Genomic DNA, 24,879 nt, shown 5'->3' with positions numbered 1-24,879 from the left:
TATCTAGTTTTGAAGGAATGAAAATTTCTTCTTGCATTTTCTCAAAAAGACGTTATAATAATATATGTCTTGAAAAAATGTTAACATTGTTTGGTGACGATAGCGAAGAGGTCACACCCGTTCCCATTCCGAACACGGCAGTTAAGCTCTTCAGCGCCGATGGTAGTTGGGGGTTTCCCCCTGTGAGAGTAGGACGTCGCCAAGCAGGTTTCATATGGAGGATTAGCTCAGCTGGGAGAGCATCTGCCTTACAAGCAGAGGGTCGGCGGTTCGATCCCGTCATCCTCCACCATTTTACACCTGCCGGTGTAGCTCAACTGGTAGAGCAACTGACTTGTAATCAGTAGGTTGGGGGTTCAAGTCCTCTTGCCGGCACCATTTTAAAATAGTACAAGCACGAGCCATTAGCTCAGTTGGTAGAGCATCTGACTTTTAATCAGAGGGTCGAAGGTTCGAATCCTTCATGGCTCACCATTTTATATGCGGGTGTGGCGGAATTGGCAGACGCACCAGACTTAGGATCTGGCGCCGCAAGGCGTGGGGGTTCAAGTCCCTTCACCCGCATCTTTCATGCGGAAGTAGTTCAGTGGTAGAATACAACCTTGCCAAGGTTGGGGTCGCGGGTTCGAATCCCGTCTTCCGCTCCACTTTTCGTATGTGCCGGGGTGGCGGAACTGGCAGACGCACAGGACTTAAAATCCTGCGGTAGGTGACTACCGTACCGGTTCGATTCCGGTCCTCGGCACCATCATAATATGCGCCCGTAGCTCAATTGGATAGAGCATCTGACTACGAATCAGAAGGTTGTAGGTTCGACTCCCGCCGGGCGCACCATGTTTTTATTGCGGGAAGTAGCTCAGCTTGGTAGAGCACTTGGTTTGGGACCAAGGGGTCGCAGGTTCGAATCCTGTCTTCCCGACCACGTGATTTTTAATGAATGGGGCCTTAGCTCAGCTGGGAGAGCGCCTGCCTTGCACGCAGGAGGTCAGCGGTTCGATCCCGCTAGGCTCCACCATTTTTCAATCAGAAACTTATATTATATTGGCGGTGTAGCTCAGCTGGCTAGAGCGTACGGTTCATACCCGTGAGGTCGGGGGTTCGATCCCCTCCGCCGCTACCAATAAATATAAGGACCTTTAGCTCAGCTGGTTAGAGCAGACGGCTCATAACCGTCCGGTCGTAGGTTCGAGTCCTACAAGGTCCACCATATTCACTTTTTAAAAGCCATGGAGGTATACCCAAGTTCGGCTGAAGGGATCGGTCTTGAAAACCGACAGGGGAGTCAAATCCCGCGGGGGTTCGAATCCCTCTACCTCCTCCATTTTTTCAAAAAGCAGCAAGTTGTTTTGAAACACCCTTACATAAAGGATGCGGACGAAACGTTATACACGAAAACTTGATGCAAATCGTTTCATTATTACCGTCGCGGGGTGGAGCAGTCCGGTAGCTCGTCGGGCTCATAACCCGAAGGTCGCAGGTTCAAATCCTGTCCCCGCAATTATTAGGTCCCGTGGTGTAGCGGTTAACATGCCTGCCTGTCACGCAGGAGATCGCGGGTTCGATTCCCGTCGGGACCGCCATTTTTAAAATTCAATACATATGTGGCTCAGTAGCTCAGTCGGTAGAGCAAAGGACTGAAAATCCTTGTGTCGGCGGTTCGATTCCGTCCTGAGCCACCATATTCTGAAAAATTACGGCGATTGTGGCGAAGTGGTTAACGCACCTGATTGTGGTTCAGGCATTCGTGGGTTCGATTCCCATCAGTCGCCCCATTTCGCGGGTGTAGTTTAGTGGTAAAACCTCAGCCTTCCAAGCTGATGATGAGGGTTCGATTCCCTTCACCCGCTCCAAATATGGGCCTATAGCTCAGCTGGTTAGAGCGCACGCCTGATAAGCGTGAGGTCGATGGTTCGAGTCCATTTAGGCCCACCATATTTATTGTTCCGCAGTAGCTCAGTGGTAGAGCATTCGGCTGTTAACCGAACGGTCGTAGGTTCGAGTCCTACCTGCGGAGCCATGGGGAAGTACTCAAGAGGCTGAAGAGGCGCCCCTGCTAAGGGTGTAGGTCGCGCGAGCGGCGCGAGGGTTCAAATCCCTCCTTCTCCGCCAGTTGGCCCGTTGGTCAAGCGGTTAAGACACCGCCCTTTCACGGCGGTAACACGGGTTCGAATCCCGTACGGGTCATAACAAAAAGGGAAGCATACATGAATGTATGCTTCTTTTTTTTTCATTTCTTTTCATTGATATAACTATCTTTTTGTTTATAGGGAATGTCTCCAAGATTGGATTCTATATTTTCTTCCTCCAGTGTATCTTCATATACCTTTTGGTTTTTGTTCGGTATGTTCACTCTATTTTTTCCTTCGATATCATTTGCGGCATAACCTTCATAGTCTTCAGGAAACCCGTTCGTTTCATCCTCGGTTTTATATAGATCATTATAATTGTCATGATCGCCTGTGTAATCGGATGGTGTTTCGGATGTACCGAATTTGGCAACTTCACCAAAGCTATCTTCTTTATCCACCATTTCGACTCCATGACGATTTTCAAAATGATCACCCATGGATGGGATTAGTATATCCTCTTCCGCAGGCCGGTCTTGTGAAATTGACCGTTCTGGAGCATGCTCGACACAGTAGAGGGTGCTTGGGATCGCTTCAAGCCTCTCGATGGGGATTTCCCTATTGCAGGTTTTACAATGGCCATACGAGCCTTCTTCCATGGCTTTCAAAGCTTCATCGATTTTCTCCATTTCGGATTGTGCATGCTCATCGAGTGCTTGATTCCGTTCCATCTCGAATAATTCGGTACCAAGATCAGCAGGATGATTATCATAGGATGATAATTCCCCTACGGATTCGGTCTGGCTTTTATCCAGAACGGATTGTTCATCATTTTGAATTCTATTAATTAGCTCATTTTTTTCTTGAAGCAGTTCTTTTTTGAATTTTTGCGTTTGTTGTTTCGTTGCCATATCGGATTCACTCCTTCTAAAGTCTAAATCTCATTTATATTGGTAAGATGGTTGTATTATCTATTACCCGAATCGGAGTATAGGAAAACAATAAGGAACGGATTATAGAAAAAAGGACTGAGCGAATGAGCTCAGTCCCAGGAGATTATATAAGATAGCTGATGAATAATCCAATGGCCATGAGTAAGCCAAAGAAGGTGTTCGTTTGGGCCGTGGCTTTCATTGCTGGCACCATCGTGATCGGCTGCGTTTTACCTACGAAGCCTTTGATTGCGGCCAGGGCTTTCGGGATGCTTAGGAAGGCAAGGAGGATCCACACCGTTACGCTTCCGGTAAGGACTAGCCCAACTAGCCATAGATAAGAGAATGCGAACATGATTGCCATGAATGTCAGGGCGTTTTTCCGGCCCATGACTACCGGCATCGTTTTGCGGCCATGTGCCTTATCTCCGTCATGGTCACGTAGGTTATTCGATAAGTTGATCAACCCGACCAATATTCCACTTGGAATGGCAATTAAGATGGCTGTTGAAGAAACATCACCGGTTTGAATGAAAAAGGCGATCAGGATTATCAAAAAGCCCATGAACAAACCAGAAAAAAGTTCCCCGAATGGTGTATATGAAATGGGCAGGGGGCCGCCTGTATAAAGATAGCCGACAAGCATGCAAACCAGTCCTACTGCAGCAAGCCACCAAGATGATGCGGCACAGATATAGATTCCAATTATCAAGGCGATGGCATACATGCCAAGGGCCAAGTTCATGATTAGTTTTGGGGTCATCCCATGACGGACGATCCCGCCGCCGATGCCTACGGATTCCTCCGTATCCAAGCCTCTCTTGAAATCATAGTATTCATTGAATAAATTGGTTGCAGCTTGTATCAGGATGCTTGCAATCATCATGGCCGCGAATAATAACCAATTCACTCCATCCTCCAAAAGTGCAATAACAGTTCCAAGCAAGACTGGAACAAAAGCTGCGGTTAGTGTATGTGGACGAATTAACTCCCACCAAATCTTCCAGGTCCGTTTAAGGGGAAGTCCGTCGTATTCTGTTTGCATTATTTCTCTCCTCAAAATCATTATTGGTTCTCTCGAAATTATAACAAATATTGAAATGTTGCACAAAAGGTTATCCTAATAAATGCAGGAAAAGTGGGCAACGGTATATTTAGAATCCATGGATGGTACATTTCCAGAATCAAGGATATTTCTCTACATTCGCTAAGATTCATATAATAAGGAAAAAAGCAGGAAAGAATCGTTCGGTAAAGGGGCGTTTTATTGACATGAGGTTCAAGGGAGGTGTATCTTTAAATAGGTTAAAAAGCTTTTAAAATGTACATTTGGGGGGATTTTTTTGGCTATCTCAGAGGAAACTGAACAGTTTCAGGGACTGGCTTCAGCTATACAAAAGGCGAAGGACTTGAATGATCAAGTTCTATTCAGTCATATTAAGAAAGTTAATTGCAACAACCCCCTTTCATTTTATCAAGCTGGAAGAGAACGGTACGCGGGTGAACGCTTTTTCTGGGAGGACCCTGCAAAGGATATAACCATCACCGGTTTAGGCAATGTTAAGAAACTCAAAGCGGCATCGAATGCCGAACGTTATAGAGAAGTCGAAAAGAGCTGGATCAAACTGCAGAATACTGCTGTCAAAACAGGCGTGACCGATGTAGAAGCGACAGGTCCGTTACTGTTTGGGGGCTTTTCTTTTGATTATGAAACGGACAGTACGCTCCTGTGGAATCAGTTCGGGGACAACCTGTTTTATATACCTGCCTTCATGCTGACAATAGTGGGGAAACAAGCTTACTTAACGACAAACTTACTTTGTTCGCCTGATGATTCAGAAAAACTCTTCATAGATATGATAAATGAACGGGAAGCTTTCCTTTTCGAAAGCTTGGATGGAAATGGATCGGGTGTAAATTCCCTGGTTATGCAGAGGGAAGTCGAACCTGAGGAATGGAAGCGGACGGTCGAAGAGGCTGTTCAGGAAATCAAGACGACAGATCTCGACAAGATCGTTTTGGCAAGGGAGCTTCGACTTGCTTTTGAACGTTCCATCGATTCAGGGAAAGTGCTTGAACAATTGATTGCTGAGCAGCCTTTAAGCTATATTTTCAGTTTGGAGGCTGGCGGTGACTGTTTTGTAGGTGCCACCCCTGAACGTTTAATTAAGAAACAGGGAAATGAAGTTTTTTCAACCTGTCTTGCCGGATCGATGGGGCGAGGGAAAGATGAGCAGGAAGATGTTTGTCTTGGTGAAGAATTGCTTCATGACCAAAAGAATTTACAAGAGCATCAATATGTCGTGTCGATGATATCCAATGCTTTTGATTCTGTATGCGAAAAGGTGATGGTTCCTGCCGAACCGACACTTATGAAAAACCGTCATATCCAGCATTTGTACACACCGGTCCGCGGTATATCCAAGGATGGCGTCACGATTTTTGAATTCGTCGAGAATCTCCATCCTACACCTGCCATGGGCGGACTTCCAAAAGAAAAGGCCGTTGTCCGGATCCGGGAAATGGAAGGTCTTGAACGCGGCTTTTATGCGGGTCCTTTAGGTTGGGTGGATACGTATGGAAACGGGGAATTCGCTGTAGGGATTCGTTCTGCCCTTATACAGAACAATGAGGCATCCCTCTTTGCCGGATGCGGGGTAGTCGAAGATTCGACTCCCGAAAGTGAATTCCGGGAAACAGGGATTAAATTCAATCCGATGTTAAGTGCTTTAGGAGGAAATCTTAATGAATGACCGAGATGCATTGACAGCGTATGCTGCTTCATTCGTCGATGAGCTGGCACAAAATGAGGTGAAGCATGTGGTGGTGAGCCCAGGTTCACGATCTACGCCCATAGCTTTGTTGCTAGTGGAGCATCCTGATATCAAAATTCATATTAATGTGGATGAGCGTTCGGCTGCTTTTTTTGCCCTTGGTTTGGCTAAGGCCTTAAAAGAACCTGTCGGACTTCTTTGTACGTCAGGTACAGCCGCAGCAAACTATTACCCAGCCGTCATTGAGGCTTTCTATTCAAGAGTGCCGCTCATTGTACTTACTGCTGACCGCCCGCATGAATTGCGTGATGTCGGAGCCCCTCAGGCGATCGATCAGATACATCTTTACGGAAGACATGTAAAATGGTTTGTCGAAATGGCACTTCCTGAAAGCACGGATGGGATGATGAGGTATGCCAGAACGGTCGGTGCAAGGGCGGTGGCTACAGCGGCAGCTGAACCTGCAGGGCCTGTACATTTGAATTTCCCGCTTCGTGAACCATTGATTCCGGATCTGGAGAAAGCAAAGGAGTACAGGCAAAATAAACTGACGCCTGCAGTGTTGATTGACAGTGGAGAACGGTCACTGTCCGCATCACAAATAGAAGCTGTTGCAACTACATTGTCACAAGCTAAGCAAGGTATCATCGTATGTGGCGAATTAGCGCATCCCGAGATGAAGGAAGCCATCGTCGCATTAGCGGAAAAACTTGCTTATCCTATACTGGCTGATCCCCTTTCGCAGTTAAGGAGCGGTAGTCACGACAAAGCCGTCATAATTGATGCGTACGATACGTTTCTGCGCGATGAAACGGCAAAAGCGGCTTTCAGGCCGGAAGTGATCTTGCGTTTCGGGGCAATGCCTGTTTCTAAACCCTTATTGTTATTCATGAAAAAACAAAAACAGGCAATCACTTTGGTCGTCGATGGCGGAGCAGGCTGGCGTGAACCAGCCGGATTGGCAACGAATATGATTTACAGCGAAGAGAAAGATTTTTGTTTGAAAATGGCTGATAAAATTATTTCTTCCCCTGATGATGATTGGCTTCGTTTATGGCAGACCGTCAACGGAGCGACGAAGGATGCCCTGGCCTCCGTCAGGGATGAATCGGAGTTAAGTGAAGGCAAGCTGTTCGCCCTGCTTGCTGATATGATGCCATTGGAATCGACACTGTTTGTCGGGAATAGCATGCCTATCCGTGATTTGGATACTTTCTTTTTGAATAATGGAAAAGGAATCAAAACCATGGCAAATCGAGGTGCGAACGGGATTGATGGTGTCGTTTCCACTGCTCTTGGCGTAAGCACGGTATCGAAAAATACAGTGCTGGCAATCGGGGATTTAAGCTTTTTCCATGATATGAATGGCTTGCTTGCGGCAAAACTTCAAAAACAAAATATCACGATATTGTTGGTTAATAATGATGGCGGCGGCATATTCTCCTTCTTGCCGCAGGCGAATGAGAGGGAACATTTCGAAACGCTATTCGGCACGCCTCATGGGCTTGATTTTTCCCATACTTCAAAGCTTTATGGCGGTAAATACAGCAAGGTCCAAAGTTGGAATGAGTTTGAGAAGGTATTTACGGAGTCATTTGAAATCCAAGGTCTGAAAATCATCGAAGTACCGACAGAAAGAGAGTCCAATTTACAAAAGCATCGAAATTTGTGGAGCTTTGTTTCCCAGGAAATAAAAATGGTGTTAGATAGGGAAATATCATGAATATTGTCAGCAAGGATGTAAAGTATGCTGTTGAAATAACGGGAAATGGAGATCCTCTTGTACTTTTACATGGATTTACGGGAAATCGGGATACATGGAAATTCCTCATTCCGCTACTGAGTGACAGGTATACCATGATAATGGTCGACATCATCGGTCATGGCATGTCTGCGTCACCAGCCGATCATCGAAGGTATGAGATGGAGCGTGTGGCTGAGGATATCAAGTATATTTTGGATGTGTTACATTTCCCGAAAGCCCATATCCTTGGATACTCGATGGGCGGAAGGCTCGGATTGGGATTTGCCTGTTTGTATCCCGAGTATGTTGATTCACTGATATTGGAGAGCGCTTCACCAGGCCTTTCAACAGAAGGGGAACGGGAAATCCGAAGGGAAAATGATAGGAAGCTTGCCGAACGGATTCTTGTAAATGGAATGGAATCATTTGTGGATCAATGGGAAAACATCCCGTTATTTGAAAGTCAAAAACGGTTGTCAGCCAAAACGAGGTCGGCCATTCGGGAGCAGCGGTTGGCAAATGACCCTGCCGGCCTTTCCAATAGCCTTCTTGGTATGGGGACAGGCAGTCAGGCTTCATACTGGGAACAACTGCAAACTCTTGATTTCCCTGTGCTCCTTGTAACCGGTGAACTCGACCGTAAGTTTTGTGACATTGCGGACTCAATGATGAGAAAGCTGAAGCGGGCCGAGTGGAAAATAATAAATGATGCGGGACATGCGATTCATGTGGAAGTTGGAGAAAAGTTTGGTAAAATAATAAGTGAGTTTTTAAAGCGAAATATAAGGAGGAATTAAGTTGACGATACAATGGGAAACAATACGTGAGTATGATGAAATTTTGTATGAAAAATATAACGGGATTGCTAAAGTGTCCATCAACCGACCGCATGTACATAATGCATTCACGCCAAAAACGACTGCTGAAATGATTGATGCATTCGCAAGGGCGCGTGACGATTCAAGCATTGGTGTCATTATTTTAACAGGTGTAGGCGGCAAAGCATTCTGTTCAGGCGGAGATCAAAAAGTACGCGGAAATGGCGGGTATGTAGGTGAAGATAACATTCCGCGTCTAAATGTTCTTGATTTGCAACGTTTGATCCGTGTAATTCCAAAACCGGTCGTAGCCATGGTTGCAGGATATGCAATTGGTGGCGGAAATGTCTTGAACGTGGTATGTGACTTGACGATTGCTGCTGACAATGCAATTTTCGGACAAACTGGACCGAATGTGGGAAGCTTTGATGCTGGTTATGGTTCTGGCTACCTTGCACGTATCGTGGGTCATAAAAAGGCGCGCGAAATCTGGTACCTATGCCGTCAATACAATGCACAGGAAGCATTGGATATGGGATTGGTCAACACGGTTGTGCCTTTGGACGAATTGGAAACGGAAACGGTTAAATGGTGTGAAGAAATGCTTGAGAAGAGCCCGACTGCACTTCGTTTCTTGAAAGCGGCAATGAACGCTGATACGGATGGCCTTGCAGGTCTTCAACAATTGGCTGGTGACGCTACACTTTTATACTATACAACAGAAGAGGCAAAAGAAGGCCGCGATGCATTCAAAGAAAAACGCACACCGGACTTTGGGCAATTCCCTCGTTTCCCTTAATGAAACGCGTGAATCGATGAGACTGACAGCTTGGCGGAAAATCGCCGGGCTGTTTTCTATATCAAAATGGAAGAGGGTAAGCAGCAATGGCAGAAGAAAAGTTGCCGAACTGGCTGAAAAATCGGGCGCATCTTTCACCGGATCGCCCGGCAATTGAGTTTGAAGGTCATACGTATAGCTTTCTTGAACTGCATACATTATCGGAGAAAATGGCTGGTAAGCTGGCAAGCGTTGGTCTGGGCGCTGGCGATTCATGTGCGGTTTTGCTCCGTAACCATATTGATGGTGTTGTCGTTATCCATGCACTACTTTATCTCGGTGTGAAGATTGTGATGCTGAATAATAAGCTAACGGCAAAAGAGCTGTCCTGGCAGATCGGGGATAGTGGATCTGCCCATTTGGTTTCAGAAGGCTCCTTCTCCGGCAAACTCTCTGATATTGGTGAGATTCTCCCAGAATTGAACCTTCATTTAATGGAAGAATTGCCGGATGGCACTGCGGAGATACTTCAAGAGTTTTACCTTGAGGATACCGCGACAATCATGTACACATCAGGTACGACAGGAAATCCAAAAGGAGTGATCCAAACATTCGGCAACCATTGGTGGAGTGCCGTCGGGTCGGTTCTGAACCTTGGATTGCATGAGGAAGATTCGTGGTATTGTGCTGTTCCCATCTTTCATATTAGCGGTTTATCCATCCTGATGAAAAATGTGATATATGGCATGAAGGTCGTTTTGGCAGATCGTTTCGATGAACGGGAGGCAAACCGGAGTATCCAGGAAAATGGCGTGACGATCATTTCGGTCGTGACGACAATGCTGAATAGGATGGTGCAGGATTTGAAGGGAGCAAGCTATCCGGCAACGTTTCGCTGTTTCCTGTTGGGCGGCGGTCCTGCACCCGTCCATTTACTTGAGGTATGTAAGGAGAAAGGGATTCCCGTCTATCAAACATATGGGATGACCGAAACGTCTTCACAGATTGTAACACTGGCACCGGAGTATAGCATGACAAAAATCGGCTCGGCGGGAAAGCCTTTGTTTCCTTCACAGTTACGGATAGAGAAAGACGGAACGATGTGTGAACCGGGTGCAGTGGGCGAAATCGTGGTTTCAGGTCCAAATGTGACGAAAGGCTATTTTAATCGGCTGGATGCTACACAGCAGGCCATTACCGATGGATGGCTTTATACTGGGGACCTTGGTTATCTCGATGAGGAAGGCTTTTTATATGTGCTTGACCGACGCTCGGATTTAATCATTTCCGGCGGTGAAAATGTCTACCCGGCCGAGATCGAAAATGTCCTAAGTAAGCACCCTGATGTTTTCGAAGCGGGAGTAACGGGGACTGACGATGAAAAATGGGGACAGGTCCCACTTGCCTTTGTTGTCTTGCATCAAGGTGCAGAACTTGATGAGAGCGACCTGCTGGAATATTGCAGGGGATATTTGGCATCTTATAAAATTCCCCGGAATGTGATTTTTTGTAAGGAGCTTCCCCGGAATGGCGCAAGCAAGCTTTTGAGACGGGAACTGAAGAAGGAAATGGGGGAATGGCAATGAAGTTATCCTCCATTTCCCTTAAGCTCATTAAGGCCCCTTTAAAGCGGTCATTCAAGACGCATCTCGAAACGGTAAGCAATCGGGAAGTGATAATTGTCGAAGCCATGGATGAAGACGGATTGATTGGATACGGGGAAGCTGTTCCTTTTACAAGTCCTTGGTATACCGAGGAAACGATCAAGACATGCTTTCATATGCTGGATGATTTCTTAATTCCGCTGACATTGGCCAGTCAGATCAAGCATCCTGATGAGCTGCCGAACTTATGGAGCGGAATCAGACGGAATGCGATGGCGAAGTCGGCTTTAGAGCAGGCAATCCTTGATTTATATGCGAAGCAGAAAGGAGTCTACCTCGGACGGCTGTTTGGCGGCGAACGAAGTGAAGTGGCGGCTGGTGTAGTCGTTGCATCCAATGACATAGAAGATGCGATGCGCCAGATCGAGGATTTTTCCGTATCTGGGTATCAGCGTTATAAAATAAAAATCAATCCTCAAAATGATCTGGAGTTTTTAGGGGAAATACGTCGGGCCTATCCCGATATCCCGCTAATGGCAGATGCCAATTCAGCGTACAGTCTGGATGACATCCAACATCTTCAGAAGCTTGATTCGTTTAAGCTGATGATGATTGAGCAGCCGCTTGGACATGACGACATTGTGGAACATTCTTTTTTGCAGAAACAACTGCAGACACCCATTTGCCTTGATGAAAGCATAAATTCATTTCATGATGCCAAAAGTGCACTGTCGCTCCAAAGCTGTGGGGTGATCAGCATTAAGATGGCTAAAGTCGGCGGCTGGATGGAAGCTGTAAGAATCCATGATCTTTGCCTGGGTAATGGTGTGCCCGTTTGGTGCGGCGGTATGATTGAATTTGGCATTTCACGTGCACATAATATCGCACTTGCCACATTAAAAGGATTCACCATTCCCGGGGATATATCATCTTCATCCCGTTATTGGGAAGAGGATATAATCGATCCCGAAGTCATTGTCGAAAATGGCATGATCCAAGTTCCCGATAAAGCTGGAATCGGTTTTGCCATCAATGAAAAGCGATTAAAGGAATTGACTACATATAGTAAACTATACAAATGAAAACATCAAAAGAGGTACATTACGGCCTCTTTTGATTAAAATATTGATAATCTTCCTTTTTACCTCCCACGTTTCATGTAACTCACCCCTTTTAGTATTTTTTTTGACAGGAATCCCACCCTTTTGGTAAATGATTTAATAGGATAAATAAAATATAAGTTTGAAGTTTCGGTTGGCATGCCCCCAACCATGATTTTTAAAGGGGGAAACCTAGGCCCTGATAAACCATATTTTTTTCGGGAAATGGGGTTTTGTCTATTTTTTCTTTACTGGATTATTTTGTATAATGAAATCAAAAGAATGGCAAACAAGGGAAAGGGAGGGGAGCGTGTATGAAAAAACCGTACCTAATTGCGGAAATTCTACTGAGAAGAGGCATGCCTGACTATGTCATAAAAGAAGTGACGGCTTTAAAGGAATGCGAGCTGTTTCTTTTGAAGAGAAAGTGGGGCCTCTATGACCGGAAGACAGGTGCGTAAAGAATGAAGTAAAAAGGGAACCGTTCCGAGCCGGTCCCCATGCGTTTTAAGGTTTACTAAGCCGGTACCTATTGACAGGGCGGCCTATGCTGCCATACTGTACGTCAAGCTGAAGGACTTCTTCACCATGCAAGTATTCGAGATAGCGCCTTGCTGTAACTCTGGCGATACCGATCCCATCAGCCACTTCTTCTGCAGATAGCGAACCAGGCTGGGTCTTTATGAACTTTGTCACTTGCTCAAGAGTCGCGCCATTCAATCCTTTGGGAACATCATATTTCGGACTCGCTTCAGAATGTGTTTTATTTTGAAAGAGTATTCGGTCGAGCTGGGTTTGAGAAATTTGATGGTCAGGTTCAACCTCCATCCGAAAAGCGAAGTATTGTTCCAGCGTATGTTTTAGCCTATCGAATTTAAATGGCTTGATTAAATAGTCAAAAGCCCCGTTCTGCATCATTTTTCGGATCGTTTTCTGATCATTTGCCGCTGAAATGATGATGACATCCACATCAATTTGCTCTTTTCTGATTTGATAAAGTGTATCAACCCCGTTTAAAGAAGGCATGAAGATGTCCAAAATGACAAGGTCGGGTTTAGACTTCCTGATTTTTTCCAGACCTTCAAGCCCATTTGAAGCTGTATCAACGACTTTAAAAGCAGGCAGGCGCTCAATGAATTGTTTGTTGACCTCTTGGACCATTGGGTCGTCTTCAATTAAAAGTACACGAATTTGGTTAGTCATTTTGGTTCTCCTCTATATCGTGCATGGGAAAAGAAAGAAAAAAGCTTGTTCCTTCGTTAGGGCGTGTCGTGAATTTCATCTCGCCGTTCGCTTTTTTTACAATTTGGTCTATTAGATAAAGACCAATTCCTGATCCTTCTGCACCTTTTGTTGTAAAACCATACTCGAATATATCTTTATGAATGTCCTCGGGAATGCCGGGACCATTATCCTCAAGCACGATTTGACAATGACGTTCATCCTGGTAGATGGATAAATAAACTTGTTTTGTTTCCTCAGAACAATGCTTTAGCGCTGCATATGAGTTTTCGATCAGGTTTCCGATTATCAAAACAAAATCGTGATGATCCAAATCAGCGGGGAATCGGTCCAATTTCGTGTGTTTGTCCATGATGAGCTCGATTCCGAGTTCCCGTCCCAATGAGATCTTGCTTAATATCAGCCCCACTAAATTATCATCGTGAATGTGCTTCGTTAAAAACCTGGTCAATTCCTCTTGTTCTTCCGTGATCTGAAAAATGTAATGCAGTGCTTCGTCAAGATTACCTAGCTGGATCAATCCGGCTATCGTATGAAGTTTGTTCATATGTTCATGGTTTTGAACACGCAGGGCTTCAACGAATGCTTTGACACTAGTCAACTCTTCAGCTAGCTTCGTCACATCGGTGCGATCCTGGAAAGTGGCTACGGCACCGATCGTTCTATCCGCAATCTTTATCGGTACCCGGTTGCTTACAATATTCCTGTTTTGAACGGAGATTTCCTGATTGAAGATGGGAGATGTCCGATCGAGCACTTCCGGGAGACGGGTATCGTGTATAATATCATTGATGTTCTTGCCTATGACTTCACCGTTGATATTGAATATTTGCTTAGCCTTTTCATTGAAAATCGTGATCGTTTCATTATTATCTATGGCGATGACCCCTTCATGCATCGCATTGAATGCGGCTGTCCTTTCAACCAGCATCCGTGAAATTTCATGTGGTTCAAGTTGGAAGGTCTCTTTTTTTATCCTTTTTGCCATGAGCCATGAGCCGCATACCCCGAATAGAAGTGTAAGGACCAGGATAATTGCGATTTCGCCTTTCAGATCCTTGATTAACTCCGGTATCGTAGGCAAGATATTCCCAACCAGGACGACGCCGATTTGCTCTCTATCTTTATCAAGGATCGGGACAAAGGCACGGACGGAAATGCCAAGTTCGCCAGCCGCCTTTGAAAGATACTCGTGCTCAGCGAAAGCAGCGCTTTCATCACTGCTTTCCGAAGGGGTCCCCAATTGGCTGAACACCGGATGGGAATAACGTATATGCTGATTGTTAAGCACAACTATATAATCTGCTTGATGGATTTTCCTTAAGTTTTCAATAATCGGATTGAGCTGCGTCCATCCTTCGGGCTCACGGACCAATTTTTGTGCTTCTGGGAGTTCGGCAATGGTATGGGCAGTGATCATGGATCGTTTGCCGATTTCATCTTCCTTGACTGAAACGATGTTTCCGAATATAAAAATCCCGCCTATTAGTATCGAAAAAGCGACAATTACGAATGATAGCAGGGTGATTTTAATTTGAATGGGCATATGAAAGGATTTATCCATTGTTTTTCCTCCATTACTTCTATACTTTATAGTAACAGAATTTCTATCACTTTTCGCCATTTTTCGCGCATTGTATTACGACAGTAAAAAGCTGTGATAGAATAGTAATAATGTGAAGTGAGCGGTGAGGAGTTGTCGGTATGCGTGCATTATGGGGGTACTTATTATTAATTGGCCTGGGGCTGTTGATAGCAGTGTATATATCGTTTCAATCTTTCTTTACAAGCTTCGGTTTCAATTTGCCGAAGGATGAGGAGCAGGTCGGGATGAGGGATCAAATCGTGATTAAGTTCAGTCATGTCGTTGCCGAAAATACACCTAAAGGGCAAGCTGCGAACAGGTTTGCCCAACTGGTCGATGAATATACAGATCATCGTGTCAAAATTGAAGTTTACCCTAATCAGTCATTATATAGTGACCATGAAGAAATCAAGGCATTACAAGAAAACAAAGTGCAGATGATTGCTCCAACTACATCTAAAATTACGAGCATATCAAAGAAATGGATGCTATTGGACCTTCCTTACGTCTTTCCGACGGACGCTGCTTTGCAGGAAGCATTGAATGGGGAAGTGGGGGAAGAGCTGCTTAAGCAGCTGAATACCATCGATATAGAGGGACTCGCATTTTGGTCGAATAACTATAAACAGATTACAAGCAGTAAACCGATACGGCATCCAAGGGATTTTGCCGGAAAGAATTTTAGAATCATGCCAAGTGCAGTCCTGGAAAGCCAATTCAAGCATTTTGGGGCGACAACTTCTGTGCTGGAGTTTAATGAAACGTTTAAAAGCCTTGAAATCAATGAAACGGACAGCCAGGAAAATACGATTTCGAATATCTATTCAAAGAAATTATATGAGGTGCAAAAATATTTAACGATCAGTGATCATGGCTATTTAGGCTATGTCGTCATGATAAATAAGCCGTTTTGGAACAAACTCCCGTTGGACATTCAGCAGCAAATCCAACGGGCGATGGATGATACAACGAAATGGCTATGGATCAAATCAAATGAAATGAATCAGGAACAGCTTAAGGAAATCCATCAAAAATCGAATATCGACATCTATACACTGTCAGATGAAGAAAAGAAGGAATGGATGGATGAGATGACCGTCATCTATCCGGAATTCGAATCAACGATCGGAACAGAATTGATGATGAAGATGGAAAAGATCCGTGATAAGCATTTAAACGAATAACGAAAACACGCATTAAATAGCAGGGGACAAAAAAAGAGCGGACCCAATGGGCCCGCTCTATTCTATTGCAATGCAGTTTGAAGTGTCTTGACATTCTTTTCCATCAAACTGAAGTAATCTTCACCGGCTTCGATATCCTTATCCGTCAACACGGAAAGGTTATGGAGCTCAAGTGATTTCGCTCCCATTTCCTTTTGGATGATCTCTGTTAGTTTAGAACTGATATTCTGCTCATAGATGACGTAATTCAAGTCTTCTTTTTCAGCCATGGTCACGATTTTTCCCAATTCCTTTTGAGAAGGTTCGTTTGAAGACGTTAGTCCTGTGACGCCAATTTGTTTCAATCCATAGCGCTCCTCCCAATAACCATATGCAGAGTGGGAAACGATGATCTTATTGGTGCGGCCCGACTCGATCGTCGTCGCGAAATTTTTATCAAGTGCCTCAAGCTTTTCGGAAAGCTCCTTGAAATGATTGTTGAAATATTCTTCCTGTTCCGGCATTTTTTTCGTTAATTCGTCCTTGATGGTTTTAGCCATGTCAATGGAATAGATGGGATCTAACCACAAATGCGGATTAACGCCCCCATGATCATGACCGTCTTCTTCATGTGAATGTTCCTCTTCATGTGCATGCTCATCTTCATCAAGATGAACCGTTTCACCCACCGCGATCGTTCTGACGCCTTCTTTGCTTAGAATTGGTTCAGCCTTGGTTACAAAGCCTTCTAGATTATAGCCAATATAGAAAAATAGGTCTGACTCAGCCATTTTTACAATATCTTTTTGAGAGGGTTCGAATGAGTGTTCATCCGTTCCGGGAGGATAAACCGTCTCGACATTTACGTACTCCCCACCAATGGCCTCCGTGAAGTACTGTAAAGGGTAAACCGTCGTATATATATCTAAGGCATCCTTGGTTTCATCTTTACTCGATTCTTCCTTTGAGTTGCCGCAGGCTGACAGAAATACCGCAGTAACAAGGAAAAGTGAGAGCAATGCTCGGATTTTCATATGAAATGCTCCTTTATAATTCGTATTGATTACGATTTGAATGTTATGTGGTAAAAACGAAATGATTACGATTTGACTTCTGTATGATACAAAAAATTGCAATAGAAAGCAAGGTTTTTTTCTATTGGCCCTCACTTTTTTCTTTTTTCTCGGGAACAAGGTCAATGCCCCCTGGATGAAACGGATGACATTTAAGAATCCGGATGAGTGCTAACCAGCTTCCTTTTATAGGTCCGAAACGATTGATCGCTTCCAAACCATAATGGGAACAAGTTGGGTAAAAACGGCAAGTAGGCGGTTTTAATGGAGAAATGGCAACTTGGTAAAAACGGATGATTCCCATTAATATTTTTTTCAACACAAGGCTTTCATCTCTTTTCGAGTATATTCACTACCCTTCATTATAGCATATTTTCTAGGTTTCCAATAAGGGTAAAAAAGGAATAAGCATTGGGGTAATCCGATAGATATAATAAGAATTAATTTTAATGGATGAAATATATTGTTATTCAAGGTAAAATAGAGATGACATACAATTAAGGAGTGAATTAAATGCCTTCAGTTGAAAGCTTTGAATTAGATCATAATGCTGTTAAAGCCCCATATGTTAGACATTGCGGTGTCCATAAGGTAGGAACAGACGGTGTTGTTAATAAATTTGATATCCGTTTTTGCCAGCCGAATAAACAAGCGATGAAGCCGGATACGATCCATACCCTGGAACACTTGCTTGCATTCAATATCCGTAAACATTCCGAGCGCTACGATCACTTTGATATTATCGATATTTCGCCAATGGGATGTCAAACAGGATATTACCTTGTTGTCAGCGGTGAGCCGACAGTGATGGAAATCATCGATGTTCTTGAAGATACATTCAAGGATGCTGTTACAATTACTGAAATTCCAGCGGCAAACGAAAAACAATGCGGCCAAGCAAAATTGCATGATCTTGAAGGGGCCAAGAAATTAATGAATTTCTGGCTTGCACAAGATAAAGAAGATCTTCATAAAGTTTTCGGTTAATAAAAAAGTTCCTGTCTTATTGTGACAGGAACTTTTTTCATTTTTCGGGTTCTCCTTTTTCCCCCTCTTCCTTAGGCAAAGGATCGATGGGATCCACTGTATGCTTGTAGCTGTACCCTTTTCCGATTGTTAGGACCGATAAGGCCAATACAATCAGAATCACAATGATGGAGATGACTAAAACCGTAATCATACTTCACAGCTCCTAACGTTCACAATTTAGATTCATTTTAGCATAAGAACCGTATCAGATAATGTTTCAATTTTCGAATAGAGGGAATTATAAAGGTATAACCAAATTACGGAGGTAGATATTCATGGTTCAGAAAAAATTGGGAACTTTAGTAAATAAGGAAATTGCAAACTTCAGTGTTCTTTATACGAAAATTCATAATTACCACTGGTTCGTGAATGGACCGCACTTCTTTGAACTTCACCAAAAATTGGAGGAGTTATATAAAGAAGTGACATCCAACTATGATGAATTGGCTGAAAGGTTATTGGCCATTGGTGAAAAACCGGTCGCTACGCTTAAAGAGTATATGGAATTAACGACGATCGAAGAAGCGACAGGTAATGAAAATACAGAAGATATGGTTCAAAGCGTCATCAGTGATTTTGAGAAGCTTTCCGAAGAGTTCCTGGAAATCATCGAAGTTGCCGAAGAAGAAGATCCGGTTACGGCTGATATGCTGACAGGCATGAAGAAAAGCCTAAACAAACATGCTTGGATGCTGCGTGCGTATTTAGGACATTAAGATTTAGGAAAAGCCCTGCTTCGGCAGGGCTTTTTTTTAGGTTAAAACAATAAAAAAGGCATCCATCAAAAGAGGGACACCGGACAAAGTATGTATTAATGAATATTCCTAGGCGGAAAATGTGTAGGTTTCGTATCGTTCAAACTATTTTGGGCGAACTTCCCTTTTAACGTTTCAATAATGTAAAGGCCCATTAAATTGGTCAGTTCTTGATCATCCATCTCTTGAAGCAATTCGAAAATTTCCTTACGGTCAAGCTGTTCCAGGACCGCAAAAGTGAGCATATCAATATCTTCTTCATCACCAGTCATCTTATCGCGGTACATATTGTATAATTCTTCAATTAACTTCAAAACTCTCACCTCACATTTATTAGAATCCGTTATCTCTTTATATGTAGGTTATCAAAAAAAACTCTGGGTGCATATAAAAATCTTAAGGGATGCTTGGGCTTATTATATGTTTTACCCTTTGAAAGATACTTTAATCTATTATTTAACATCTTTGTTCTTCTGTAAACAAAATTTTCCATTGTATGAAGTAGAGAAATACGTGAAAAATAAGCGTAGGATATATGGAAAGGGTGGATGAATGTGTCCGAAAACAGGAAAAAATATTACATTTGGCTTCCGAATGGGCAGATAACACAAGATAGGGAAAGCTCTCCATGGAATTTCGAAATCGAGGCGACCGATAATGAAATCATCAAGTTACGTGAATTATTTGATTATAATTATTCAATAGGCGAAGAAAATTTTTACCGCTCACATGTCCCATACCTTCAATACCATTTTGACCGTGAAAATGATAAACAGGATATCACGCTCCAAAAAATTTACGAGATGATTTATGCTCTAGGTACCGATGAAGGAAAACGGCATATAGAAAGCATGGGGATTTTACAGGCAAAACCAACTGACGATGGCCTCGAATATTGAGGGTCCATCGTTTTTTTGATGTGATGCAGATTCTAGCTTTTACCCATATAATGAAAGAAGGACATAGCATTATTTCTTAAACGGAGAGAAGGGGAAAAATGAAGCGTTTTCTTGATAAGAACGGATATAAGGTGGAATACTCCGAGAATCCTGTCTTTGGAGAGTCTTGGCATGTTTTAGTGCTCAGCAGATATAAAGGCAGGTGGGTATTGACCAAACACAAAGAGCGGGGATTGGAGTTCCCCGGAGGAAAGCGGGAAGCAGGGGAATCGATTGAAGAAACGGCCATAAGGGAAGTGTATGAAGAAACAGGAGGCTTTGTGGGCCAGCTGCGATTTTTGGGACAATATAAAGTACATGATCCAGTGAAGCCATTCGTTAAATCAATATACTACGCTGCATTAAGTGAAGTAGAGAAAAAACAGGATTACCTGGAAACGGAAGGCCCGATCTTTTTGGAAGCATTGCCGGATGTACTCGGTGAGGAGTTTAGCTTCATCATGAAAGACGAGATTGTACCATTGAGCTTATCAAGACTGGATGATGCCATTTTGCTGAGAAACGAGTGAATCTGTTGAATTCACGAGTAAATAGCCTGAATTCACGAGTAAACGGTCGAAACTCACGAGTAAATGGGTGAAACTCACGAGTAAACCGCCAATTCACGAGTAAACCGCCAAATTTCACGAGTAAACGGTCGAAACTCACGAATAAATCGCTGGAACTCACGAGTAAAAGTCCAATTCACGAGTAAACCGCCAAAGACTCAATTCATTCTAGCATGAATGAAAAACTGCCGAGGGTTATCGGCAGTTTGGTTAGTCTTTGATTAATTTTCGCTCGAGAAGTTCTACTAGTTGATACATGATTGTGGCAAAGACGGCAATGATCATCAAGGCAAGCATTACGAGGGTGAAGTTGAAGACTTGAAAGCCATAAATGATGAGGTAGCCGAGTCCTTTGGCCGAAACTAGGAATTCCCCCACGATGACGCCGACCCAGGAGAGGCCGACATTCACTTTCAATGTCGAGATGATCGTTGGGAAAGAGGCGGGTAAGATGGCTTCCCGAAAAGCTTGTGTTCTTGTGGCGCCAAAAGTTTGGAGTACCTTCAGGTAATTCGGGTCCACTTCGCGAAATGCAGTGTAGACGACGATGGTGGTGATGATGATGGAGATGATCGCCCCCATCGAGATGATGGATGGAAAGCCAGGGCCGAATGCAACGATGATGATGGGGCCGAGTGCCACTTTCGGCATGGCATTTAAAATGACGAGATAGGGGTCTAGTGTTTTGGATAATCTTGGTGACCACCAAAGCAGGGATGCCAGGACGGTTCCAAGCAATGTCCCTATGATAAAGCCGAGAACGGTCTCGAATAGCGTCACTCCGGAATGGGATAGAAGTGTTCCATCACCCAATTTTTGAATGAAAAGGTGCCACACTTTGGTTGGGGAGCTGAAGATGAGCGGATCAATCCATTCCATCCGGGAAAAAAGTTCCCAACTGCTGAAAAAAAAGATGAAAATCAGGATCTGATAAAAGCGAATGAGCCTGTTTTCCTTTTTTAATTTGGTTTTATATTGGTTATGAAGCTGTTCAATATTCAAGGCTCTCAAGCTCCTTCCAGATCGTTTGGAATAGCATTGGATAATGTGGGTGGTTGCGTGCATGGAAAGGCGTCAGTTCACGCAGTTCATCGGGTACCTCGAATGTTTTGTGCACGCTTCCCGGGTTCGCGGAAAACAGGTAAATGCGGTCACTCATTGCGATGGCTTCACCGATATCATGGGTGACGAGCACGGCTGTCTTTCCGAAGGATTTCAGGGTTTCAAAAACAAGGTCTTCCAGCTTCAACTTCGTTTGGTAATCAAGGGCCGAGAAGGGTTCATCAAGCAAAAGGATTTTTGGGTCGACCGCCAGTGTCCGTGCCAGTGCGGCCCTTTGCCTCATTCCGCCTGAGAGTTCGCGTGGATATGATTTTCCGGTGCCTCCCAATCCAACGTCACTTAATAGTTTCAGCGTCTTTATTCTCTCAAGACCTTCATCCTTTTTAATCAGTTTCAATCCTAATAAAACATTTTCTTCTATCGTCTTCCATGGAAATAGATAATCCTGCTGCAGCATATAGCCGATTGAAAGGTCACTGTTGGCCTTCAGCGGTTTGTTTTCGAGCAGGATCTTTCCCGAAGTAGGCGAAAATAGTCCAGCGATGATGGAAAGCAGGGTAGTCTTTCCGCAGCCGCTCGGACCTAGAAAAGAGACGAATTCACCTTTTTCAATGTCGAGGGAAATGTCCGCCAGTGCGGTCGCTGCCGTCTGATTTGAAAAATAAGTATGGTGAATGTCTTGGATCTTTAAAAAGCTCATCGGACATCCTCCTTACCTTAAGTTATGCTATTTTGTGACTTCTTCAGCAAAATCGGTATTGACCAGCTCATCATGGCTTATACGTGAAGGCAGCTCGCCTGCTTCATCCATGACGTTTTGCAGATTGATCCATTCTTCTTCATCAAGAATGGGATCTGTGGCAAATGAACCTTGTTCTTTGTAGCGGTTGATAACTGTTTCCATCGTCTCGAGATTGGTATCTTCAAAATACGGCTGAATGACTTTGGCGATTTCGGCAGCGTCATTTTCCTGAACCCAATCCTGTGCTTTCTTCAATGCTTTTGTGAATTTCTTGACCGTCTCTTTGTCTTCTTTCAAATAACTTTCCTTAGCCATATAAACCGTATAGGGAAGATGCCCGGATTCGGAGCCGAAAGAAGCGACGATATAGCCTTTTCCTTCTTTTTCAAACACACTGGCCGTTGGTTCGAACAGTTGAACAAAATCGCCGGTTCCGGAAGCGAACGCAGTTGCGACATTCGCAAAATCAATATTCTGTATGAGGTTCAAATCTTTTTTCGGGTCTATGTTATGTTTTTTCAAGACGAACTCGCCGGCCATTTGGGGCATCCCGCCTTTTCGCTGGCCTAGGAATGTAGAGTTTTTCAGCATATCCCAATTGAAGTTGTCAATTTTTTCACGTGAAACAAGAAACGTCCCATCCGTTTGTGTTAATTGAGCGAAATTGATGACCGGGTCGTTCGAACCTTGTGCCCGAACGTAAATCGATGTTTCAGAGCCAACGAGAGCAATATCAGCCCCATCGGACAGAAGCGTGGTCATCGTCTTGTCGCCGCCTGCCGTCGTTTTCAAATCAATGCTGAGACCCTCATCTTTAAAAAATCCTTTTTCAATCGCTACATATTGCGGTGTATAGAAAAGGGAGCGGGTTACTTCGGCAACCCTGACTTTCGTTGTTTCCTGTTCCTTGTTGCCACATGCTCCAAGCGGGATCACCAGCATGCACAGAAGTAAAAATACGACACCTGCTTTACACCATTTTTTCAAAATTCCTTCCTCCTTGATATATAGGTATTTTGCCTACCTTATCGTATGAACGGATGAAAAAAATGTGAATGCCTCTCAGGGGATAAAAACAAGCGGATGTTTTACAATAAGAATAAAGAGAAAGGAGAGTGGAAATTGGAGAACGGAACGATTATTTCAAAACGGCGGTTTCCATCACCGCATCCACGAATCCATCTTTATTCAGTCACATACATATCACAAGGCCTGAAAGTAAAGGGGCTGCTAGCTGAACCGGTTGATGGTGAAATACATGACGCTTTCTTATATTTACGCGGCGGGATAAAAAATGTCGGCAAGGTGAGGCCTGCAAGGATCGTGCAGTATGCTGTTGAAGGCTTCATCGTTTTTGCCCCTTTCTACCGTGGGAATCAAGGCGGGGAGGGAGATGAGGATTTTGGAGGCGAAGATAGATTCGATGCGATAGCAGGATTCAATCTTCTTGAACAGCACCCCCGGGTGAACAAGGATCACATTCATATCCTCGGATTTTCCCGTGGCGGCATCATGGCGCTTTGGACTGGGATATACTGCAGGAATGCAGCGTCGATCGTCACCTGGGGTGGTGTATCGGATATGTTTTTAACATATGTCGAGCGTGTCGATATGCGTCGGATGATGAAGCGGGTCATCGGCGGAACACCTAAAAAATGCCCCGATCAATATGAATACCGTACGCCATTGTTTGCAATTGAAGATTTGAATGTACCCGTTCTTATCATTCATGGTGAAAAAGATGACAATGTCGCCATTGAACACGCGTACCGGTTGGAAAAAAGGTTGAAAATGCACGACAAAGAGGTCGAAAGCTGGTATTTCCCTCAATTCACGCATTACTTCCCACCCGCCGTGAACAGAAAAGTAGTCGAAGATTTAACATCTTGGATGAAAAGTAAAACCGAAAAATGATAGAATGAAATATATATTGGCAAGAGGAGGAGATACACATGGGCATGCCTATGGAGCTAAATACCATGATCGTTACTAAAGGTAACGAAACCCGTGAAGAAGAAAACATTTTTCGGCTGTCGAAAGATGGTTACAGGTTATACCCTATCGATATTCCAATCGATGTCCGCAAGACGATTCAATCTGACTCAAGCGGAACAGCCGTTATTCAAAAAATTGAATGGACAAGTGAAAAGACCATCATTACGTACCAACTACTATCACTGAACTCTACTAACTAAATAGACAAGCGCTTGCCGGGAATCGTCTCGCAGCAAGCGCTTTTTTTGATTTGTTGCATAATTCGACCTGTGCACCAAAGAAATGGACCGTAAACGCACATCATTCGGCTTACACGCCAATATTTCAACCGACATCTTATCCCTGGTGGATTCAATCTTCGAAATGATTGTCATTTAAAAAATGGTAAAATGGTAAAATGGTGTAAAGCGCATAAGGTTGGGTGATTTGATGATTTTGGTGAGTTCTTGTTTAGCGGGTCTTGAGGTTAGATACAATGGTACACACAGCTTGGATGAAAGAATTATGGAATTGGTGAAGGAGAAAAAGGCTATAGCGGTTTGTCCTGAGTTGCTTGGCGGTTTTTCGACACCGAGGGATCCTGCGGAGATAGTTGGCGGTGAAGGTGGGGATGTCCTTGATGGAAAAGCGAAGATCATCGAAAAGTCGGGCAGGGATGTAACGGAATTGTACATAAAGGGAGCGAATCTTACGTTATTGAAAGCCCAGGAGTTAGGGGCGACGTTAGTCGTTTTAAAAGAAAATAGTCCATCCTGTGGAAGTACCACGATTTATAATGGGGAATTCAAGGGGGAGAAGAAGGTCGGGAATGGAGTGACCGCGGCTTTGCTTAGGCGGCATGGATTCACGGTCATTTCAGAGGAAAGGTTATTCGATTATCTGGATGGAAAATGAGTAAGGCATTATAGAT

At 43.9% G+C, this 24,879-nt stretch carries 26 protein-coding genes, 21 tRNA genes and 1 rRNA gene; 37 read left to right on the top strand and 11 right to left on the bottom strand.

Translation table 11 applies throughout. The annotated features are described in order from the left end of the window. Positions 1-89 precede the first annotated feature (89 nt). The 22 genes from rrf (at position 90) to JNUCC41_RS06105 (ending at position 2,184) form a co-directional block, all read left to right on the top strand. Positions 90-205: ribosomal RNA gene (rrf, locus tag JNUCC41_RS06210) — 5S ribosomal RNA — on the top strand. A gap of 11 nt (positions 206-216) precedes the next feature. Beyond that, positions 217-292 (top strand) — tRNA-Val (locus JNUCC41_RS06205). A 10-nt stretch (positions 293-302) separates the two neighbouring features. Further along, positions 303-378 (top strand) — tRNA-Thr (locus tag JNUCC41_RS06200). A gap of 20 nt (positions 379-398) precedes the next feature. Further along, positions 399-474: transfer RNA gene (locus tag JNUCC41_RS06195), tRNA-Lys, on the top strand. An 8-nt stretch (positions 475-482) separates the two neighbouring features. After that, positions 483-564: transfer RNA gene (locus JNUCC41_RS06190), tRNA-Leu, on the top strand. Positions 565-572: 8 nt separating this feature from the next. After that, a tRNA-Gly gene (locus tag JNUCC41_RS06185) sits at positions 573-647 on the top strand. A 12-nt stretch (positions 648-659) separates the two neighbouring features. Continuing rightward, a tRNA-Leu gene (locus JNUCC41_RS06180) sits at positions 660-748 on the top strand. A 9-nt stretch (positions 749-757) separates the two neighbouring features. Continuing rightward, positions 758-834, top strand: a tRNA-Arg gene (locus JNUCC41_RS06175). Positions 835-845: 11 nt separating this feature from the next. Continuing rightward, positions 846-922 (top strand) — tRNA-Pro (locus tag JNUCC41_RS06170). Positions 923-939: 17 nt separating this feature from the next. Further along, positions 940-1,015, top strand: a tRNA-Ala gene (locus tag JNUCC41_RS06165). Positions 1,016-1,043: 28 nt separating this feature from the next. Continuing rightward, a tRNA-Met gene (locus JNUCC41_RS06160) sits at positions 1,044-1,120 on the top strand. Between the two features lie 10 nt (positions 1,121-1,130). Further along, a tRNA-Ile gene (locus JNUCC41_RS06155) sits at positions 1,131-1,207 on the top strand. Between the two features lie 21 nt (positions 1,208-1,228). Further along, a tRNA-Ser gene (locus JNUCC41_RS06150) sits at positions 1,229-1,321 on the top strand. 103 nt (positions 1,322-1,424) lie between these two features. Beyond that, a tRNA-Met gene (locus JNUCC41_RS06145) sits at positions 1,425-1,498 on the top strand. A 6-nt stretch (positions 1,499-1,504) separates the two neighbouring features. Continuing rightward, a tRNA-Asp gene (locus JNUCC41_RS06140) sits at positions 1,505-1,580 on the top strand. Between the two features lie 23 nt (positions 1,581-1,603). After that, positions 1,604-1,679, top strand: a tRNA-Phe gene (locus JNUCC41_RS06135). A 17-nt stretch (positions 1,680-1,696) separates the two neighbouring features. Then, positions 1,697-1,772, top strand: a tRNA-His gene (locus JNUCC41_RS06130). Positions 1,773-1,776: 4 nt separating this feature from the next. Then, a tRNA-Gly gene (locus tag JNUCC41_RS06125) sits at positions 1,777-1,850 on the top strand. 5 nt (positions 1,851-1,855) lie between these two features. Beyond that, a tRNA-Ile gene (locus tag JNUCC41_RS06120) sits at positions 1,856-1,932 on the top strand. 10 nt (positions 1,933-1,942) lie between these two features. Further along, positions 1,943-2,017 (top strand) — tRNA-Asn (locus JNUCC41_RS06115). Position 2,018: 1 nt separating this feature from the next. Further along, a tRNA-Ser gene (locus JNUCC41_RS06110) sits at positions 2,019-2,109 on the top strand. A gap of 3 nt (positions 2,110-2,112) precedes the next feature. Beyond that, positions 2,113-2,184, top strand: a tRNA-Glu gene (locus JNUCC41_RS06105). 43 nt (positions 2,185-2,227) lie between these two features. On the opposite strand, the gene JNUCC41_RS06100 is transcribed toward JNUCC41_RS06105, so the two are convergent. After that, positions 2,228-2,977, bottom strand: coding sequence for a TraR/DksA C4-type zinc finger protein (locus JNUCC41_RS06100; RefSeq protein ID WP_192206834.1), 750 nt, complete (start codon positions 2,975-2,977; stop codon positions 2,228-2,230). A 145-nt stretch (positions 2,978-3,122) separates the two neighbouring features. Continuing rightward, on the bottom strand, positions 3,123-4,043 hold the full coding sequence (locus JNUCC41_RS06095; RefSeq protein ID WP_192206833.1) for a 1,4-dihydroxy-2-naphthoate polyprenyltransferase: 921 nt from the start codon (positions 4,041-4,043) through the stop codon (positions 3,123-3,125). A 298-nt stretch (positions 4,044-4,341) separates the two neighbouring features. On the opposite strand from JNUCC41_RS06095, the gene JNUCC41_RS06090 reads away from it, so the two are divergent. The 7 genes from JNUCC41_RS06090 (at position 4,342) to JNUCC41_RS06060 (ending at position 12,277) form a co-directional block, all read left to right on the top strand. Further along, a complete protein-coding gene (locus JNUCC41_RS06090; RefSeq protein ID WP_192206832.1) occupies positions 4,342-5,751 on the top strand; it encodes an isochorismate synthase in 1,410 nt (469 codons plus the stop codon). Continuing rightward, positions 5,744-7,495, top strand: a complete 1,752-nt coding sequence (gene menD / locus JNUCC41_RS06085) for a 2-succinyl-5-enolpyruvyl-6-hydroxy-3-cyclohexene-1-carboxylic-acid synthase (protein WP_192206831.1) — start codon at positions 5,744-5,746, stop codon at positions 7,493-7,495. The genes JNUCC41_RS06090 and menD overlap by 8 nt, the downstream gene beginning before the upstream one ends. Further along, positions 7,492-8,313, top strand: coding sequence for a 2-succinyl-6-hydroxy-2,4-cyclohexadiene-1-carboxylate synthase (gene menH / locus JNUCC41_RS06080; protein WP_192206830.1), 822 nt, complete (start codon positions 7,492-7,494; stop codon positions 8,311-8,313). Before menD ends, menH begins: the two co-directional genes overlap by 4 nt. A gap of 7 nt (positions 8,314-8,320) precedes the next feature. Continuing rightward, a complete protein-coding gene (gene menB / locus JNUCC41_RS06075; RefSeq protein ID WP_370662606.1) occupies positions 8,321-9,133 on the top strand; it encodes a 1,4-dihydroxy-2-naphthoyl-CoA synthase in 813 nt (270 codons plus the stop codon). Positions 9,134-9,219: 86 nt separating this feature from the next. Continuing rightward, positions 9,220-10,698 (top strand): o-succinylbenzoate--CoA ligase, encoded by a 1,479-nt coding sequence (locus JNUCC41_RS06070; RefSeq protein WP_192206829.1) that lies wholly within the window; start codon positions 9,220-9,222, stop codon positions 10,696-10,698. Then, positions 10,695-11,798: an o-succinylbenzoate synthase gene (menC, locus tag JNUCC41_RS06065; RefSeq protein ID WP_192208062.1), complete on the top strand. Its 1,104-nt coding sequence runs from the start codon at positions 10,695-10,697 to the stop codon at positions 11,796-11,798. Before JNUCC41_RS06070 ends, menC begins: the two co-directional genes overlap by 4 nt. Positions 11,799-12,130: 332 nt before the next feature. Beyond that, positions 12,131-12,277 (top strand): hypothetical protein, encoded by a 147-nt coding sequence (locus JNUCC41_RS06060; protein WP_153246142.1) that lies wholly within the window; start codon positions 12,131-12,133, stop codon positions 12,275-12,277. Between the two features lie 46 nt (positions 12,278-12,323). Here the strand turns inward: JNUCC41_RS06060 and JNUCC41_RS06055 are convergent, their stop codons facing one another. Both JNUCC41_RS06055 and JNUCC41_RS06050 read right to left on the bottom strand, forming a co-directional pair. Beyond that, on the bottom strand, positions 12,324-13,019 hold the full coding sequence (locus JNUCC41_RS06055) for a response regulator (protein WP_192206828.1): 696 nt from the start codon (positions 13,017-13,019) through the stop codon (positions 12,324-12,326). Further along, entirely contained in the window at positions 13,012-14,622 is a 1,611-nt protein-coding gene (locus tag JNUCC41_RS06050; protein ID WP_192206827.1) for an ATP-binding protein, read from the bottom strand. Before JNUCC41_RS06050 ends, JNUCC41_RS06055 begins: the two co-directional genes overlap by 8 nt. Before the next feature lie 140 nt (positions 14,623-14,762). On the opposite strand from JNUCC41_RS06050, the gene JNUCC41_RS06045 reads away from it, so the two are divergent. Continuing rightward, positions 14,763-15,827, top strand: a complete 1,065-nt coding sequence (locus JNUCC41_RS06045) for a DctP family TRAP transporter solute-binding subunit (RefSeq protein ID WP_192206826.1) — start codon at positions 14,763-14,765, stop codon at positions 15,825-15,827. Positions 15,828-15,889: 62 nt separating this feature from the next. Here the strand turns inward: JNUCC41_RS06045 and JNUCC41_RS06040 are convergent, their stop codons facing one another. Continuing rightward, positions 15,890-16,840 carry a metal ABC transporter solute-binding protein, Zn/Mn family gene (locus JNUCC41_RS06040; protein ID WP_192206825.1) on the bottom strand — a complete coding sequence of 317 codons (951 nt, stop codon included), beginning with the start codon at positions 16,838-16,840 and terminating at the stop codon, positions 15,890-15,892. Positions 16,841-16,961: 121 nt separating this feature from the next. Next, the gene (gene yidD, locus JNUCC41_RS06035) at positions 16,962-17,183 is read right to left on the bottom strand and encodes a membrane protein insertion efficiency factor YidD (RefSeq protein ID WP_370662605.1); all 222 of its coding nucleotides are present in this window, start codon (positions 17,181-17,183) and stop codon (positions 16,962-16,964) included. A gap of 209 nt (positions 17,184-17,392) precedes the next feature. On the opposite strand from yidD, the gene JNUCC41_RS06030 reads away from it, so the two are divergent. Next, positions 17,393-17,866, top strand: a complete 474-nt coding sequence (locus JNUCC41_RS06030) for an S-ribosylhomocysteine lyase (protein WP_192206823.1) — start codon at positions 17,393-17,395, stop codon at positions 17,864-17,866. 37 nt (positions 17,867-17,903) lie between these two features. Here the strand turns inward: JNUCC41_RS06030 and ytzI are convergent, their stop codons facing one another. Then, on the bottom strand, positions 17,904-18,059 hold the full coding sequence (gene ytzI, locus JNUCC41_RS06025) for a YtzI protein (protein WP_192206822.1): 156 nt from the start codon (positions 18,057-18,059) through the stop codon (positions 17,904-17,906). A 124-nt stretch (positions 18,060-18,183) separates the two neighbouring features. Between ytzI and JNUCC41_RS06020 the strand changes: the two genes are divergently transcribed. Then, a complete protein-coding gene (locus tag JNUCC41_RS06020) occupies positions 18,184-18,624 on the top strand; it encodes a Dps family protein (protein ID WP_192206821.1) in 441 nt (146 codons plus the stop codon). A 95-nt stretch (positions 18,625-18,719) separates the two neighbouring features. On the opposite strand, the gene JNUCC41_RS06015 is transcribed toward JNUCC41_RS06020, so the two are convergent. Further along, entirely contained in the window at positions 18,720-18,986 is a 267-nt protein-coding gene (locus JNUCC41_RS06015; RefSeq protein ID WP_370662567.1) for a DUF6154 family protein, read from the bottom strand. Between the two features lie 225 nt (positions 18,987-19,211). On the opposite strand from JNUCC41_RS06015, the gene JNUCC41_RS06010 reads away from it, so the two are divergent. Together JNUCC41_RS06010 and ytkD are read left to right on the top strand one after the other, a co-directional pair. Continuing rightward, on the top strand, positions 19,212-19,562 hold the full coding sequence (locus JNUCC41_RS06010; protein ID WP_192206820.1) for a hydrolase: 351 nt from the start codon (positions 19,212-19,214) through the stop codon (positions 19,560-19,562). Between the two features lie 98 nt (positions 19,563-19,660). Next, positions 19,661-20,131 (top strand): RNA deprotection pyrophosphohydrolase, encoded by a 471-nt coding sequence (gene ytkD / locus JNUCC41_RS06005; protein WP_192206819.1) that lies wholly within the window; start codon positions 19,661-19,663, stop codon positions 20,129-20,131. Positions 20,132-20,380: 249 nt separating this feature from the next. On the opposite strand, the gene JNUCC41_RS06000 is transcribed toward ytkD, so the two are convergent. From JNUCC41_RS06000 to JNUCC41_RS05990, 3 genes are read right to left on the bottom strand one after another with little or no spacing between them, the layout of a single operon-like run. Further along, positions 20,381-21,172 carry an ABC transporter permease gene (locus JNUCC41_RS06000; RefSeq protein WP_228467553.1) on the bottom strand — a complete coding sequence of 264 codons (792 nt, stop codon included), beginning with the start codon at positions 21,170-21,172 and terminating at the stop codon, positions 20,381-20,383. Next, on the bottom strand, positions 21,162-21,932 hold the full coding sequence (locus JNUCC41_RS05995) for an ABC transporter ATP-binding protein (RefSeq protein ID WP_192206817.1): 771 nt from the start codon (positions 21,930-21,932) through the stop codon (positions 21,162-21,164). The genes JNUCC41_RS06000 and JNUCC41_RS05995 overlap by 11 nt, the downstream gene beginning before the upstream one ends. Before the next feature lie 27 nt (positions 21,933-21,959). Next, on the bottom strand, positions 21,960-22,961 hold the full coding sequence (locus tag JNUCC41_RS05990) for an ABC transporter substrate-binding protein (RefSeq protein ID WP_370662566.1): 1,002 nt from the start codon (positions 22,959-22,961) through the stop codon (positions 21,960-21,962). Positions 22,962-23,096: 135 nt separating this feature from the next. On the opposite strand from JNUCC41_RS05990, the gene JNUCC41_RS05985 reads away from it, so the two are divergent. From JNUCC41_RS05985 to JNUCC41_RS05975, 3 genes are all read left to right on the top strand, one after another. Beyond that, on the top strand, positions 23,097-23,888 hold the full coding sequence (locus JNUCC41_RS05985; protein ID WP_228467552.1) for an alpha/beta hydrolase family protein: 792 nt from the start codon (positions 23,097-23,099) through the stop codon (positions 23,886-23,888). Between the two features lie 38 nt (positions 23,889-23,926). Then, entirely contained in the window at positions 23,927-24,169 is a 243-nt protein-coding gene (locus tag JNUCC41_RS05980) for a DUF2584 domain-containing protein (protein WP_076370015.1), read from the top strand. A 229-nt stretch (positions 24,170-24,398) separates the two neighbouring features. Further along, complete coding sequence (locus JNUCC41_RS05975) at positions 24,399-24,863, top strand: 2-thiouracil desulfurase family protein (RefSeq protein WP_192208060.1); 465 nt, start codon at positions 24,399-24,401, stop codon at positions 24,861-24,863. Positions 24,864-24,879: the final 16 nt, after the last annotated feature.

This window comes from Brevibacillus sp. JNUCC-41, from assembly GCF_014844095.1.
Lineage (GTDB): Bacteria > Bacillota > Bacilli > Bacillales > DSM-1321 > Peribacillus > Peribacillus aracenensis.
This window is presented reverse-complemented; position numbering and strand designations above follow the sequence as displayed.

Excerpts from the sequence above, each read along its gene's own strand:
- JNUCC41_RS06100 (WP_192206834.1), bottom strand. The coding sequence starts at position 2,977 with ATGGCAACGAAACAACAAACGCAAAAATTCAAAAAAGAACTGCTTCAA.
- JNUCC41_RS06095 (WP_192206833.1), bottom strand. The coding sequence starts at position 4,043 with ATGCAAACAGAATACGACGGACTTCCCCTTAAACGGACCTGGAAGATT.
- menD (WP_192206831.1), top strand. The coding sequence starts at position 5,744 with ATGAATGACCGAGATGCATTGACAGCGTATGCTGCTTCATTCGTCGAT.
- menH (WP_192206830.1), top strand. The coding sequence starts at position 7,492 with ATGAATATTGTCAGCAAGGATGTAAAGTATGCTGTTGAAATAACGGGA.
- JNUCC41_RS06070 (WP_192206829.1), top strand. The coding sequence starts at position 9,220 with ATGGCAGAAGAAAAGTTGCCGAACTGGCTGAAAAATCGGGCGCATCTT.
- menC (WP_192208062.1), top strand. The coding sequence starts at position 10,695 with ATGAAGTTATCCTCCATTTCCCTTAAGCTCATTAAGGCCCCTTTAAAG.
- JNUCC41_RS06060 (WP_153246142.1), top strand. The coding sequence starts at position 12,131 with ATGAAAAAACCGTACCTAATTGCGGAAATTCTACTGAGAAGAGGCATG.
- JNUCC41_RS06055 (WP_192206828.1), bottom strand. The coding sequence starts at position 13,019 with ATGACTAACCAAATTCGTGTACTTTTAATTGAAGACGACCCAATGGTC.
- JNUCC41_RS06050 (WP_192206827.1), bottom strand. The coding sequence starts at position 14,622 with ATGGATAAATCCTTTCATATGCCCATTCAAATTAAAATCACCCTGCTA.
- JNUCC41_RS06045 (WP_192206826.1), top strand. The coding sequence starts at position 14,763 with ATGCGTGCATTATGGGGGTACTTATTATTAATTGGCCTGGGGCTGTTG.
- JNUCC41_RS06040 (WP_192206825.1), bottom strand. The coding sequence starts at position 16,840 with ATGAAAATCCGAGCATTGCTCTCACTTTTCCTTGTTACTGCGGTATTT.
- yidD (WP_370662605.1), bottom strand. The coding sequence starts at position 17,183 with ATGGGAATCATCCGTTTTTACCAAGTTGCCATTTCTCCATTAAAACCG.
- JNUCC41_RS06030 (WP_192206823.1), top strand. The coding sequence starts at position 17,393 with ATGCCTTCAGTTGAAAGCTTTGAATTAGATCATAATGCTGTTAAAGCC.
- ytzI (WP_192206822.1), bottom strand. The coding sequence starts at position 18,059 with ATGATTACGGTTTTAGTCATCTCCATCATTGTGATTCTGATTGTATTG.
- JNUCC41_RS06020 (WP_192206821.1), top strand. The coding sequence starts at position 18,184 with ATGGTTCAGAAAAAATTGGGAACTTTAGTAAATAAGGAAATTGCAAAC.
- JNUCC41_RS06010 (WP_192206820.1), top strand. The coding sequence starts at position 19,212 with ATGAATGTGTCCGAAAACAGGAAAAAATATTACATTTGGCTTCCGAAT.
- ytkD (WP_192206819.1), top strand. The coding sequence starts at position 19,661 with ATGAAGCGTTTTCTTGATAAGAACGGATATAAGGTGGAATACTCCGAG.
- JNUCC41_RS05995 (WP_192206817.1), bottom strand. The coding sequence starts at position 21,932 with ATGAGCTTTTTAAAGATCCAAGACATTCACCATACTTATTTTTCAAAT.
- JNUCC41_RS05980 (WP_076370015.1), top strand. The coding sequence starts at position 23,927 with ATGGGCATGCCTATGGAGCTAAATACCATGATCGTTACTAAAGGTAAC.
- JNUCC41_RS05975 (WP_192208060.1), top strand. The coding sequence starts at position 24,399 with ATGATTTTGGTGAGTTCTTGTTTAGCGGGTCTTGAGGTTAGATACAAT.